The sequence below is a fragment of the Streptomyces alkaliphilus genome (assembly GCF_014141535.1).
GTDB lineage: Bacteria > Actinomycetota > Actinomycetes > Streptomycetales > Streptomycetaceae > Streptomyces > Streptomyces alkaliphilus.
In genome coordinates this window covers 1-12,724 of record NZ_VKHT01000049.1, presented here as the reverse complement: position 1 = coordinate 12,724, position 12,724 = coordinate 1, and the positions used below count along the sequence as shown (strand labels likewise).

Below are 12,724 nucleotides of genomic sequence, written 5' to 3'. Positions count from 1 at the left end.
CCCCGGCCGCGCGGGGCGCCGGGATCGCGGCCGACGCCTGCCCGAGCCCGACGGTCGGCGCCGTGCCGGGGGGCGCGTACGGGGTCGGACCCGGACGGGGTTCCCCCGGGCCCACCCGGCGCCGCAGGGCGTCGCGCCGCTCGGCCAGGGCAGTGCGCAACCGTAGCAGGCGCGAACTCTCCCGGGCGCGGCGGGAGCCGGCCGGGAGTTCGGTCAGGGGCTCGCCGCGCCATTGGGCGAGCGCCTCCTCGACGCGGCGCAGGGCCGCGACCAAGTCGTCGGGGGCGGTCTCGGTCTCCACCAGCACCCGCTCGCACCGGCCGACATCGGTTTCCCAGGAGTGGGCGGCCAGGCGGTAGCCGCCGGGGACGGTGCGGATGCGACCGGGCGGGAGGGCACGCCGCAGCCTGCCCATGCAGGAACGCAGGCGGGCCCGCAACCGGGCGGGCGGTCCCGGTGCCTCCGTCGCCCACAGGTCGAAGGCCAACTCGTCGGCGGGCACGTCCCGGCCCGGGCTCAGCGCGAGCGCGGTCAGTGCCGCGCGCTGGGTGGGGCCGGTGACCCGCAGCGGGGTGCCGTCGTCGCCCAGCACCTCCAGCGGGCCCAGGAGCCGGATGTCCAAGGATTCTCCAACCGACCTGAGGGGGAGGTTCGTTGATCCGGCGCCGGTCCGGATGCGGGATCCTCGCACGGTGGGGCGGATACCTCAAACCGTCTTCCGGGCGACATCTCCGGCCCGTTCCGAAGTTGGCGGAAGACGACCGAGGCCGGCTGAAAACCGCCCCCCGGGGCTCGAAACAACCCGCCACTCGACCAATGTGTGACACCCCGGGCACGAGTGGTCACGCGTTCCGGAGCGGACACCTCCGCACCGGTCATGTCCGAACCCCGAGCGGGGCCCGTTTCCCGCTCGCGGGGGGACTCCGAAGGGGAATGTTCGTCATATGAACGCGACCGGAACCACACCGGACCGATCCCGCCCTCCCCGGTCGAAAAAGGTCCGTGGGCGGTGGGAACGAACAGGGCTGACCACTCCGGCTCGGGCAACCGTCCCGGCGAACGGTGGCGAGCAGGGGCGAGGAGACCTCTCGAAGGGACCGCCGCCCACTCGCTCGCCCCGGGCGCGGAACTCCTCGACGATCGCCCACTGTGGCCACCGGGCCCCGGGGCGGGATGGGACGAGGCGCCGGCCGGCCGTGCCCCTCCCTCCGGGGCGACGCCCCGTAGGGTGATCATCATGGTGATGCTCGAACGGCTGCGCGCCGATCACGCCGCGGCGGTGCTCGCCTTCGAGCGGGAGAACCGCGAGTGGTTCGCCCGCTCGATCCCCGATCGCGGCGACGCCTGGTTCGCGGAATTCGAGGGGCGTCACCGTGCCCTGCTCGCCGAGCAGGAGGCCGGCCTGCTCCACCTGCACGTCCTCGTGGAGGACGACGGGCGGGTGATCGGCCGGGTCAACCTCGTGGACATCGCGGACCCGGCCAGGGGGACCGCCGAACTCGGCTACCGGCTCGCCGAGGCGGCCACGGGCCGGGGCGTCGCGACGGCGGCGGTCGCCGAGGTGTGCCGGCGGGCGGCCGGGGCGTACGGCCTGTCCGCGCTCACCGCCGTCACCACCCTCGACAACCCGGCGTCCCGGGCCGTCCTGGCCCGCAACGACTTCACCCCGGTCGGTGACATCGACCTCGACGGGCGGCCGGGAACCCGATACCACCGCCCGCTCACACCCGGCCCGGCCTCCCGGTGATCCCCGCTCACGCCTCCGGGTCGCGGTCCGAGCGGGGCCAGAGGTAGGGCAGGTCCTCGGGGGTGTCGGGGAACAGCGGGCGGTAGAACTCCGGGTCCTTGCGCAGCAGCGCCGATCGGTGCGCCCGGTGGAACGGCTCCTCCCCCAGCCACGGCGGCAACTCCCCCGCCCCGGCCAGCGCCGCCTGGTCGCGCACCTCCGCCGGGGGACGGGCCGCCCCGAGGTCCGTGACCAGGGTGAGGGCGCAGGTGTCCTTCCGCCCACCGGCCACCCAGGTCCGGCACATCTCCAGCCCGTACCGGACCAGCGCCTCCTCGTAGCCCCGCCACATCCGCACCGCCGGGTGCCGGCGCCAGCCGTAGCCGGGCACGGTCAGCGCCCGCAGGACCTGGATCGTCTCCACCCGCTGCTTGCCCAGCCGTCGCTGGTCCAGCAGGGCGGCCGAGGCGGCGAAATCGGGCACGGGGAGAAAGGTCTGCACGGACACCGATTCTCCCGGCCCGTCGGCCACCCCGCCCGTCGGCGACCCGGACGGCCCCGGGCGCGGGACGGCCTGCTCAGGGCCGGGGGAGGCCGACCGCGTCCTCGGCCCTCGACAGGTTCCTGGGGTCGTCGCCCAGCCACTGCGCCACCATCACCGTCGCGTCGTCGGTCAGCCGGCCCTCGTGGTGCTCGAGGACGTGGTGGACCAGTCGGCGCAGGGTCTCGGGCACGGGGAGCCCTTCCGCGTGGTGACGGAGGAGGAAATCCGTGAATCCCTCCAGGCCGAACTCCCGACCGCCGGCGCGTCTGGCCTCGGTGATGCCGTCGGTGTAGAGGACCAGACGGTCGCCGGGCCTCAACTGCTCGTTACAGAGGGTGATCTTCAGCCCCAGATCGGTGCCCATCGGGTGGGCCGGGGGACACCTCATGTGCGTGACCCCCCGATCGCCCCGGAGGAGGAGCGGCGTGGGGTGACCGCGGTTGACCCATTGGAGGAGACCCGTCCTCAGATCCAGTCGGGCCAGGATGCCCGTGACGTACCGCTCCCGGCCGTACTCGGCGATCAGGGCCTTCTCCACCGCCACGCTGATCTCCCCCAAATCGTCGTTCCGACGGCGGAAACGGCGACAGGCGGCCACGGCCAGGTTGGCGGCCACCCCGGCGGAGGTGTCGTGCCCCATGGAGTCGAAGATCGAGAGGTGGAGGACGTCGTCCGAGAGGGCGTAGTCGAAGGCGTCACCGCCGACCTCGTAGGCCGGCTCCATCGCGGCGCCGAGAACCACCTGGCAATCCGCGTACGTCCGCGCCGGCATCAGGTGCCACTGCATCTCCGCGGCGACGTTCATCTCCCCGGCGCGCACCAGTCGGGCGTGCGCGTCGCTGGAGTTCTGCTTGGAGACCACCAACAGGGCGACCGTGGAGGCCAGGAGTTCCAGGCGTCTGCGCACCCGGGGCCCGCTGCCCCGGATGCGCGCCCCCAGCACGCCCAGGCGCTCGGTACCGTCCAGCAGCGGAATCCACCACCGGTTCCACTCCCCCTCCCGGGGCTCGGGCGAGTGCGGCACGATGCGGCCGTCCCGGAACGCCCGCCCTGCCACCGTGCCGTCGATGTTCAGCTCCCCCGCCTCATCATCGAGCCCCCGGGACGCGTCGTGGCCGGCCCCCGTCATGCGGCGCAACACGTGCTGCTGTAGGTCGCACAGGTAGATGAGGACCTCCGTCATCCCCGCCGCGGCGGCGTGCCTCCCCACCTCCTCCGGAATGGCCTTGAACGGCATCGTGTGGGCGGCCGTGATCAGGCCCGAGAGCATCCTCTGAACGCCCTCGTCGTCCTCGGACACGTCGGCTCCCTTCGGTTCGTCGCGGACCCGCTGCCCGAAAGCCCGATCCGGCTCATCTCCCATCGTGCTGCACAGGTGCCCGACCCGGGATCCGGAAGCTCCCCGATCCGGTGAATCACCGGTGACGCCGTCGGGCTCCTGCCCCGCCACGGGGGCGTCACCCGGTACTCCCGGTTCCCCGGCCGCGCACGGCGGGCCGCGAACACCCGAAAAGAGCGATACTCGGCATCCCCGCCGGAGGAATCGGCACGGAAGAACGCCTCACCTCTTCCTAATTCTCCGTACCGATTCACCCCATGGATTAACCGAGGGTAACTCGCGGATCCGCACGTCAACCATATCCTCGATCGGGCGTTCGCGGTCCTGTCATCCAGTGGGGTGAAATGCGGAAGTCCACCCTTTCGAAAAAACCTCGGAAAGCTCGATGATCGACCCGGGAAACCGGGGGAATTCCCCGATTTCGACAGGGTTGGCCACAGGGTTGATCGCAGGGGCGATCACGGCCACGACCTCCGAGGAGCAGTCCCCGTGAAGGTGAAGAAGCATCTCGCCGCCACACTCGCCGCGGTCGCCGTCTTCAGCGGCCTCGGCGTGACCACCGCGTCCACCGCCCAGGCCAACAGCCCGTGTGCCAAGGCGTCCTGGTACACCCTCCGCAGCGGGGACCGGGTGCCCCTGCCCGCCACCAGCGGTGGCTCCTTCAGTTGCATCATGGGTCGCGGCGCCGGCGGCGAACACGTGAAGGCCCTCCAGTGGGCCCTGAATCGTTGCGAGGGGGCACGTCTCGACGTGGACGGTGCCTTCGGTCCCGCCACCGAGAGTGCCCTGCGCACGGCCCAGAGCCGGAACGGGGTCGCCTCGGACGGCGTCTACGGGCCCAACACCCGCAACGCCATCCGCTGGGAGATCAGGCGGAGCAGCGGCTCCACCTACTGCGGTCGTCTGGGCTGAGCCCCGGCCGGTCGCCCGCCCGCACCCCGACCGCCGGGCGGGCGACCGGCCGGATGCCGGCGCGGGCCCCCGGGCCCGCCGGCGAACGAGCGGTCGGCGTCACGCCGACGGTGCCGGCAACTCCCGCCGGTGGACTGCGACCGGCCGCTTGTCGTCGTCCCGCCGTTCCCCCACGGGGACATATCCCCGGGCGCGGTGCCGAGCGGTCGGCGCTCACCCTCGCGACACCTCCTGATGACCTCCGTGAAGGTGTGCGGCGGGATACGACCGGGAACGGCCGAGGCGCGACTGCGGGAGGAGGCGTGGCGGCGGTGTCGGGACCACCGTAGGGGCACCGACACCCGGTGATGGAGGGCGAACCGGGGCGGGGCGGCCGGCCGGCCGCCCCGCCGCCTCCGTTCACGTCCTCGCCGCGAACTCCAGGAGTCGGCACCACTCCTCGCGCCGGACGGTGAGGTGCGGACGAACCGTGTCCTTCGAGTCCCGCACGAGAACCGCCCCCTCCCCGAAAGCGACCTCGACACAGTCATCCCCTTGGGCACTGCTGTAGGTGGACTTGAACCACCGGCCTTCGACAGTGTTCACAGTTCTTCTCGCCTCCGCTCCAACAGGCCCATGGATTCCTTCGGTGAGAGGGCCTGTGAGCGCAGTCTCGCGTAACGCCGATGAATCCTTGCCACCTCTTTCACGCCGGCGAGGAGGCGTCCGTTCTCCTGCCCTTCCGAGTACGCGAAGGTGTGGCCCTCCGGTGTCTCCAGGAGACGAACCGGCCCTTCCAAGCAGGCGTGATGCTCGGAGTCGACCGGCATCGCCTGAAGGGTGACGTTCCGCAGGGAAGCAACTTCGAGAATGTGCCCGAACAACTCACGCGTGACCGCGGGCCCTCCCGGGCGGCGCAGGAGGACCGCTTCTTCCAGCATGAAGTCGCATGTCGTGGTGGTCGCTTCCCCGTTCGTCACCCCTGGCTCCCTCCGAAAGGCGCCGGGCCACCCGGCACTCACCTTCACCCGGTGTGACGCCGAACCAGCGTACCGTCCACCCTGAGTGCTCGTACGCTCACTTTTGGTACACGGTGAAGTGCCGGCGGAAACCCTCGCGCGAGGGGCACGGTGGGTTCCATGCACTTCCCCGCCGAGACCCGAAGCCCTGTCTTCCTGCGGACCTTCGCACAGGTTCTCTCCTCCACGCCGCGTGGCGCGCGGCTGGCCCGGCTCCTCGTGGTGGAGATACTCCGCACCTGGGACGTTCCGCAGAGCATCACGGAGCGTGTCCGGCACGTGGTGGCCGAACTGTGCGCCAACGCCGTCCTGCACGGCTGTCGGGACGGGCGGGACTTCCGCATCGCCGTGGTGCTCGTCGCCGCGACGGGCACGGTGCGGATCGAGGTCACCGACAGCCGGGGCGACCGGATGCCCGCGCGGTGGGAGAGTCCGCCGCCGCACAGCGAGTCGGGGCGCGGCATGGCGCTGATCGACGCCCTGGTCGACCGCTGGGGCACCGAACCGCAACCGGAGGGCGGCAAGACCCTCTGGGCCGAGATCGATCCACCCCCGCGGCGATGAGCGGCGCGGTCCCGGGGCCGGGGGCCGCGCTCATCGCCCGGCCGGGTCGTTCGGTTCCCTGCGGCGGCGCCGTGTCGCGGTGGTCCGCACGAGCCGGATCACCTCGGGGACCCACTGCTCGACCCCGCCGCTCAGGTCGGGCGCCGGAGCATCCGTCCAGGCCCGGAAGAATCCTCGCACCCCGACGGCCAGGTCATCCGGTTCCGGTGGTCCGGCGACCCGCGGAACGATCCACTCGTCGTCCCGCACGGTCAGCACCAGCGGACACCCCCGGGAGTCGAAGGCGGCCTCGATGTCGTACAGGAAGTCCGGTTCGACGGCGAGTTGCACGTCGTCCTCGGATTCGCACGGGATCAGCCAACCGTCGTCGTCGAACAGCAGGCAGGGGAACCGGGGAGGCCGGTCGTTCCCCCCGATGCGCATCCCGCCGCCTTTCCCGGCGGGTATGGTCTCCCGCCGGTGCCCCACCCCGCCGGCCGGGCCCCGGCACGAGGCTACCCCCGCCGGTCCGGTGCCGGGGGTGGTGGTGCCCGGGCGGCGTCGGGCGCCCGGGCACCGGCGTGCGGTCCCGCCCCGGGGAGCGCCGGTCGTCACCGGCGGGGTGTCACCTGCCGACGGGCAGTCGGTGCATCGCCTCGCGGAACGCCGGGGGGTGGGCGAGCCCGCCGCGTCCCAACATGCCGCGGGTCTGCTCGGCCGGGCGCTGCTGTTCGCCGTGCAGGGCGTTGAGCACCACCAGGGAGCCGGTGAGGGCCGGCACCGCCCACTGCGCCATGGCGAGGCGGCGCCGGGCGTCGTCGATGTCGATGGGGTGCCGGGCGGCCTTCTCCTTGTCCCGCACGTCGGAGGAGGAGGCCAGCTCGATCTTCTTGCCCAGGACCCGGGCGTAGGCGGTGGCGGCCAGGGCGGCTCCGGTGAGGACGGTCTTGACCGTGGTGGAGGCCCCCACGCCCTGCTGGTGGGCGATGCGGTGGGCGTTGGCGGCGAGCAGCCCGCCGCCGCCGAACAGGTGGGCTCCGATGGCGGCGGCGTTGACCGGGGTCCACTTCGCCCAACCGGAGGAGGCGATGCGGTCCCGGGCGGTGTCCGAGTCGCTCTCATCCGCGGCGGCGCCGTTGAGGCCGACCGCTCCCATCAGCGAGCCGCCGAACCACGCGGCCAGTCCCATATCGTGCAGGCTGCGGATCAGGGTGTTGCGTTCGGACACGACGGTTCTCCTTCGGGCGGGGCGGCACGGGGCGGCGACGGAATCGCCGGGAATCCCACTCTCGTCACCGCCCCGCCCCACCGCCATCGCGACCGGTCCGGACGGGTGACCGACCGGCCCCCGGCCGCTCCCGGGGGCCGGTCACCGCCCGGTGGGGGCCTCCGGGGGGCTCGTCGTGTGGACGGTGGTCAGGTCGGTGAGGCCGGAGATCGTCAGGACCGGCTCCAGGAGCGGGGAGATCACCAGTTCCAGGCGGTCGGCCCTGGCGAAGAGGACGCTCAGGCCCGCGCTGTCGAGGTACCCCACTTCGGTCAGGTCCACCACCAGGTGACCGACGACGTCGTCCAGGGCCCTGGCGAAGGTGTCGATGTTGCTCATGTCGATCTCACCGGTGACGGCCAACTGTGCCCGGCCGTCGGGGCGCCGACCGGAGGTGAGGGTGAGCGAGGTGGTCATCAGGCGATCCTCAGGTGCATGTCGACGGTGGTACCGGACGGGCCGGGGGTGATCGTGACCTGTTGCATCAACGCACGCATCAGGGTGACCCCGCGACCGCGATGGGTGTTGAGTTCGGGTTGCGGGGTTTTCCAGTGTCCGGTGTCGGCGATGGTCAGCCGCAGGTCGTCGACGAACGCCTCGGCGCGCAATCTGACGATCTTCCCGGGGGCGTCCCGGTGACCGTGCTCGATGGCGTTGGCGCAGGCCTCACCGGCGGCGACCAGCACGCTCTGCGTGGTGCCGGGGGGCAGCTCGCACTGGTCCAGCCAACTGCGCAGGGCCTTGCGGACGGGCGCCAGTTGGGAGGACTCGGCGGGGAAGGTCATCTCCAACGGCGCCGGGTGACGGTAGAGCAGCAGGGCGACGTCGTCGTCGTAGCCGCCGGTGGGTGCCAGGCGTTCCATGAGCCGGGTGGCGAGGTCGTCGACCGCCACGTCCCGGCCCTCCTGGACCGCCTCGCCCGCCTGGTCTATGCCGGTGGTCAGCGGACGTCGTCGGCGTTCGACCAGGCCGTCGGTGTACAGCAGGAGCGTGGCGCGAGCCGGCACCAGGCACTCCGCCTCGGGGCGTTCCGCTCCGGGGCGGACCGCCAGGGGGGCGGAACGGCCCTCGTCCAGGAGGCCGGTGGTGCCGTCGGCGCGGGCGAGGATGCCCGGCGGGTGCCCGGCGCTGGAGTAGACCAGCCGCCCGGTCTCCGGGGTGAGGACGCCGCAGAAGACGGTGGTGCAGGTCGCGCCGGGGATCCCGGCGGCGAAGCGGTCCAGTGCCATGAGGGTCTGCGCGGGACCGGCGTCCTGCAGGAGCAGGGCGCGGCAGGCGCTGCGCAACTGCCCCATGACGGTGGCGGCCTCCAGGCCGCGTCCGACGCAGTCCCCGACCACGATGCCGATGCGTCCGTCGGGCAGGGCGATGGTGTCGTACCAGTCGCCGCCGACCTCCAGGGGCCGGCCGGCGGGCTCGTAGCGCACGGCGAAACCGTCGGGCAGGTGGGAGGGCCCGAGGATGGCGCGTTGCAGTGCTATGGCGGTTCTGCGCTGCTGGTCGATCTGGTGGATCCGGCTCAGTCCCTGGGCCAACCGGCCGGCCAGCAGGGACAGCAGCACCTGGTCCTCGGCGGTGAAGGGACGCCGCTCCCCGAGCTCGATCCACAGGGCCAACGGGCCCTCGGGGTGCTCCAGCAGGATGCCGATGCCGGTGCCGTGGGTCACGGGGGTGAGCGGGGGTTGGTCGCGCAGGTCGATGAGTGTCCGTCGCTGGTCGACCGACAGTTCCCGCCACTGCTCGCCGTCGGTGTCGGTGAGCGAGGGCGCGTCGCCGTCGTCGAAGACGGCCGCCAGGACACGCCGCGCGGACCACAGGGTCCTCAGTTCGCCCAGCGCCGCCGGGAGGGCCTCGTGCAGACCGGCGGCCCCGGCCAGGCCGGTGCTCAGCGCGGCCAGGGCGGTCTCCCGCTGGATGGCGTGGTGCTCGGCGGTGACGTCGCGGAAGGTGCCGACCGTGACGCCGTTCCCGGTCTCGGGGTCGCGGGCGCGCGCGAAGGTGGCGGTCACCCACAGCCGGTGCCCGTCGCGGTGGCGCAGGGGGATGGTGTAGGAGCCCCTGGGGTTGCCCATCAGCTGTTCGAACGCCTCGCCGACCCGCCGGTGGCCCTCCGGGTCGGTCTCCGCGTCCGGCCACCAGGGGTGGGTGGGCGCGTAGGGCAGGTTCTCGGGGCCGTAGCCGAGGATCTCGGTGAAGGCGGTGTTGATCTCCACGACGGCGCCCTGCTCGTCGCAGACGAAGAACGCCTCCTGGAGGGAGTCCACCAGGGCGGCGCGCCAGTGCGCCTGCCGGCTGCGCAGTCGGGCCATCTCGATGGTGGCGCGGGCCCGGGCGAGGAGTTCGGCCGCGGCGAACGGCTTGACCAGGTAGTCGTCGGCGCCCGCCTCCAGTCCCTCGATCGACGCCTCCTGCCCGGCCCGGGCCGACAGCAGCAGCACCGGCACGGACGCCGTGCGCGGGTCGGCACGCACCTCGGCCACCAGGCGCAGGCCGTCCAGGACCGGCATCATCACGTCGCTGACCACCAGATCGAACGGCTCCCGGTCGCGGGTCTCCCGACTCTCCCGACGGATGGCGTCCAGGGCCTGTCGGCCGTCGGTGACCGTGGCGACCTCGTACCCGGCGCCGGTGAGGATACGGGTGAGGTACTCGCGCATGTCGGCGTTGTCATCGGCCACCAGCACCCGCGCCCGGGCGGTGGGGCAGGAGGCCCGGGGGTCCGGCGCGCTTCCGGCCGCCCGTACCCCGGCTCCCTGCCCGGGGCCGACGGGGGTCGCGGTGCCGGTGGAGGTGTCCGCGGGCAGCCACCGCAGCGCCTCCTGCACATAGGGGTCCGCGGCGATGGACACCTTGCCGTCGGCGGACTCCGGGGCCACCGAATCGGCCGGGAGGTGGGCGTGGCCGAAGGGCAGGGCGATGGTGAAACGGGTGCCCTCGCCCTCGGTGGACTCGGCGGTGATGGTGCCGCCGTGCAGGCCGACCAACTCCTGCACCAGGGCCAGTCCGATGCCGCTGCCCTCGTTGGAGCGGGAGCGGGCGTTCTCGATGCGGTGGAACCGCTCGAACAGCCGCGGGACCTCCTCCCGTGGCACGCCGATGCCGGTGTCGGCGACGACCACGACGGCCCGGCCCCCCTCGCGGCGCACGGTGACGCCTATGGTCCCCTCGAAGGTGAACTTCAGCGCGTTGCCGAGCAGGTTGAGCATCACCTTCTCCCACATGCCGCGGTCTATGAACACCGGCTCGTCCACGGGGTCGCAGTCCACCCGGAGGGCGAGGCCGGCCCGGTCGATCGCGGAGCGGAAGACGCCGGCCAGTTCCGCGGTGAAGGCGGCCAGGTCGGTGGGCTCGTAGCGGGCCCGCATGCGGCCGGCCTCGATGCGGGAGAAGTCCAGCAGGGTGTTGACCAGTTTGCCCAGCCGCAGACCGTTGCGGTGTATGGCCTCGAGTTCCTCCCGGACCCGGGGGTCGGACTCGGCCAGTCGGGAACGCAGTTCCTCCACCGGTCCCATGATCAGCGTCAGCGGGGTGCGGAACTCGTGGCTGATGTTGGAGAAGAAGGTGGTCTTGGCGCGGTCCAGCTCGGCCAGTTCCTCGGCACGCCGCTGCTGGGCTCGGTAGCTGCGGGCGGAGGCGAGGCCGGCGGCCAGGTGACCGGCCGTCAACTCGACGAAGCCCCGGTAGCCGTCGTCCAGCAGCCGGTACCGGTTCAGCCCGACCACCAGGAAGCCGTGGGGTGTGTCGCCCTGCCGCAACAGCGGCACCGCCAGCGCCCGGGCGGGGGGCTCCGGCCAGCCCCCGGCGGGGGGATCGGGGACACCGGCCTCCTCCAGCGACACCGGGACCGCCTCCCCGCGCGCCAGGGCCCGCACGGGCCACACCGGGTCGGTGGCGTCGGCCGCGATCACGGCCGGGGCGACGGGGTGCGGGAGGCGGACGCCGGAGGAGCCGGCCAGCCGGGCGGACCCGTCGTCCCCGAACAGGTAGGTCAGGGTGAAGGGCAGGTCGTAGGGGTTGCGGCCGAGCTGCCGGGCCGCGAAGGCCATGACCTCCTGCTCGGTGCGGATCACGCTGGGGTCCGAGCCCAGGTCGCGCAGGGTGGCCATGCGGCGCTCGCCGATGACGCGCTCGGTGTCCTCGCTGACCACGCACAGCATCCCGACCACGGCGCCGGCGTCGTCCCACAGCGGGCTGTAGGAGAAGGTGTGATAGCTCTCCTCGGGGTAACCGGAGCGTTGCAGGAACAGTCGCAGGGCCTCGTCCCAGGTGGCCTCACCGGTGGCCAGCACGGTGTCGATGCGGGGGCCGATGTCGTCCCAGATCTCCGCCCACACCTCCCGGGCGGGCCGGCCCAGCGCCCGGGGGTACTTCTGCCCCAGGGTGTCGCGGCGGTAGGCGGCGTTGCAGAAGAACGTCAGGTCCGGCCCCCACGCCATCCACATCGGGAAGCGGGAGGACAGCAGGATGCTCACGGCGGTTCGCAGGCTCTGGGGCCATTCCTCCGGCGGCCCGAGCGGGGTGGCCGCCCAGTCCACGGCTGCCAGGTCGCCGCCCACCTCCGGATCGGCGGAGAACACCCGGTGTCCGGTGGCCACCGGACGTTCCCGACCGGCGTCTTCAGGCCCTGCCACGCGGCACCTCTCCTCTGAGTTCCTCGGGTCCCTCGGGTCCCTTGAATTCCTCTGAATCCCTCGAGCCCCTCGGGTACCTCGAGTCCTTCGCGTTCCCGCTGTCCGCTTGTCCCGCACCGGCCCCGGCGCGCGTCGGCCCCGCCGTTCGGGGCGCGGCGGCGCCGGACATACCGGACCGGCGGATGCCGTGGCCGGACCTCGACACGAGGACCGGCACCGCTCCGCACACGCTCCGCGATTTCGTAGGATAAACCGGCGGCCCCGGGGATCCCCCTCCGGCTCGGCACGAGACAGCGCCGTGTCCCCTGCGGAGAGACGATGAGAAGACCCCCCAACCGGCCCGCGCACCCCCGATCCCCGAGGCTCCGGGCCGTGGTCGTCCGCCGCTCCGTTCCCACCCGGGAGGCACCGTGACCGAGGCCGGTAGCACCCTGACCATCACCCGTGGGACCGACCCGACCGGGCCGATCCGGCTGCGCCTGGACGGTGAGCTGGATCACCACACGGTCCCGCGCCTCAACCGGGAGTTCGCCGACCTTCCCCTCGCGCCCGACACCGAGGTGATCCTCGACCTGTCGGGTCTGGAGTACTGCGACTCCACCGGCCTGACCGCGCTCGTCGGCGCGCACCACCGTGCCGGGACCGCCGGCTCCCGGCTGAGCCTGGTCGGTCCCAAGCCGCATGTGGCGCGTGTGTTCACCGTCACCGGCCTCGATCGGTTCCTCACCCTGCACCCCGCCGCCGAGCGGACCGAGGAGCCCCCG

At 72.7% G+C, this 12,724-nt stretch carries 13 protein-coding genes; 4 read left to right on the top strand and 9 right to left on the bottom strand.

Annotation, left to right across the window (positions count from 1 at the left end; translation table 11 throughout):
• Positions 1–622, bottom strand: a 622-nt coding sequence (locus FNQ90_RS03440) for an AfsR/SARP family transcriptional regulator (RefSeq protein WP_267133011.1), incomplete at its 3' end; no start/stop codon positions are given.
• Between the two features lie 615 nt (positions 623–1,237).
• Between FNQ90_RS03440 and FNQ90_RS03435 the strand changes: the two genes are divergently transcribed.
• Positions 1,238–1,747: a GNAT family N-acetyltransferase gene (locus tag FNQ90_RS03435; protein ID WP_182604897.1), complete on the top strand. Its 510-nt coding sequence runs from the start codon at positions 1,238–1,240 to the stop codon at positions 1,745–1,747.
• 7 nt (positions 1,748–1,754) lie between these two features.
• On the opposite strand, the gene FNQ90_RS03430 is transcribed toward FNQ90_RS03435, so the two are convergent.
• A complete protein-coding gene (locus FNQ90_RS03430; protein WP_182604896.1) occupies positions 1,755–2,228 on the bottom strand; it encodes an MSMEG_6728 family protein in 474 nt (157 codons plus the stop codon).
• 76 nt (positions 2,229–2,304) lie between these two features.
• A complete protein-coding gene (locus FNQ90_RS03425; protein WP_323379757.1) occupies positions 2,305–3,570 on the bottom strand; it encodes a PP2C family protein-serine/threonine phosphatase in 1,266 nt (421 codons plus the stop codon).
• 528 nt (positions 3,571–4,098) lie between these two features.
• Here FNQ90_RS03425 and FNQ90_RS28350 point away from each other — a divergent pair.
• Positions 4,099–4,521, top strand: a complete 423-nt coding sequence (locus FNQ90_RS28350; RefSeq protein ID WP_323379756.1) for a peptidoglycan-binding domain-containing protein — start codon at positions 4,099–4,101, stop codon at positions 4,519–4,521.
• A 399-nt stretch (positions 4,522–4,920) separates the two neighbouring features.
• Here the strand turns inward: FNQ90_RS28350 and FNQ90_RS03415 are convergent, their stop codons facing one another.
• Positions 4,921–5,106 carry a DUF397 domain-containing protein gene (locus FNQ90_RS03415; protein WP_182604895.1) on the bottom strand — a complete coding sequence of 62 codons (186 nt, stop codon included), beginning with the start codon at positions 5,104–5,106 and terminating at the stop codon, positions 4,921–4,923.
• A complete protein-coding gene (locus FNQ90_RS03410) occupies positions 5,103–5,480 on the bottom strand; it encodes a DUF5753 domain-containing protein (RefSeq protein ID WP_182604894.1) in 378 nt (125 codons plus the stop codon). Before FNQ90_RS03410 ends, FNQ90_RS03415 begins: the two co-directional genes overlap by 4 nt.
• A gap of 159 nt (positions 5,481–5,639) precedes the next feature.
• On the opposite strand from FNQ90_RS03410, the gene FNQ90_RS03405 reads away from it, so the two are divergent.
• Positions 5,640–6,083 (top strand): ATP-binding protein, encoded by a 444-nt coding sequence (locus tag FNQ90_RS03405; RefSeq protein ID WP_182604893.1) that lies wholly within the window; start codon positions 5,640–5,642, stop codon positions 6,081–6,083.
• A gap of 30 nt (positions 6,084–6,113) precedes the next feature.
• On the opposite strand, the gene FNQ90_RS03400 is transcribed toward FNQ90_RS03405, so the two are convergent.
• From FNQ90_RS03400 to FNQ90_RS03385, 4 genes are all read right to left on the bottom strand, one after another.
• On the bottom strand, positions 6,114–6,506 hold the full coding sequence (locus FNQ90_RS03400; protein WP_182604892.1) for a hypothetical protein: 393 nt from the start codon (positions 6,504–6,506) through the stop codon (positions 6,114–6,116).
• A 181-nt stretch (positions 6,507–6,687) separates the two neighbouring features.
• Positions 6,688–7,290 carry a hypothetical protein gene (locus FNQ90_RS03395; protein WP_323379755.1) on the bottom strand — a complete coding sequence of 201 codons (603 nt, stop codon included), beginning with the start codon at positions 7,288–7,290 and terminating at the stop codon, positions 6,688–6,690.
• Positions 7,291–7,431: 141 nt separating this feature from the next.
• Positions 7,432–7,746, bottom strand: a complete 315-nt coding sequence (locus FNQ90_RS03390; protein ID WP_143617352.1) for an STAS domain-containing protein — start codon at positions 7,744–7,746, stop codon at positions 7,432–7,434.
• Positions 7,746–11,960 carry a SpoIIE family protein phosphatase gene (locus FNQ90_RS03385; protein ID WP_407699301.1) on the bottom strand — a complete coding sequence of 1,405 codons (4,215 nt, stop codon included), beginning with the start codon at positions 11,958–11,960 and terminating at the stop codon, positions 7,746–7,748. The genes FNQ90_RS03390 and FNQ90_RS03385 overlap by 1 nt, the downstream gene beginning before the upstream one ends.
• 410 nt (positions 11,961–12,370) lie before the next feature.
• Here FNQ90_RS03385 and FNQ90_RS03380 point away from each other — a divergent pair.
• The coding region (locus tag FNQ90_RS03380; RefSeq protein ID WP_182604891.1) for an STAS domain-containing protein at positions 12,371–12,724 on the top strand (354 nt) is incomplete at its 3' end.

Excerpts from the sequence above, each read along its gene's own strand:
- FNQ90_RS03435 (WP_182604897.1), top strand. The coding sequence starts at position 1,238 with ATGGTGATGCTCGAACGGCTGCGCGCCGATCACGCCGCGGCGGTGCTC.
- FNQ90_RS03405 (WP_182604893.1), top strand. The coding sequence starts at position 5,640 with ATGCACTTCCCCGCCGAGACCCGAAGCCCTGTCTTCCTGCGGACCTTC.
- FNQ90_RS03400 (WP_182604892.1), bottom strand. The coding sequence starts at position 6,506 with ATGCGCATCGGGGGGAACGACCGGCCTCCCCGGTTCCCCTGCCTGCTG.
- FNQ90_RS03390 (WP_143617352.1), bottom strand. The coding sequence starts at position 7,746 with ATGACCACCTCGCTCACCCTCACCTCCGGTCGGCGCCCCGACGGCCGG.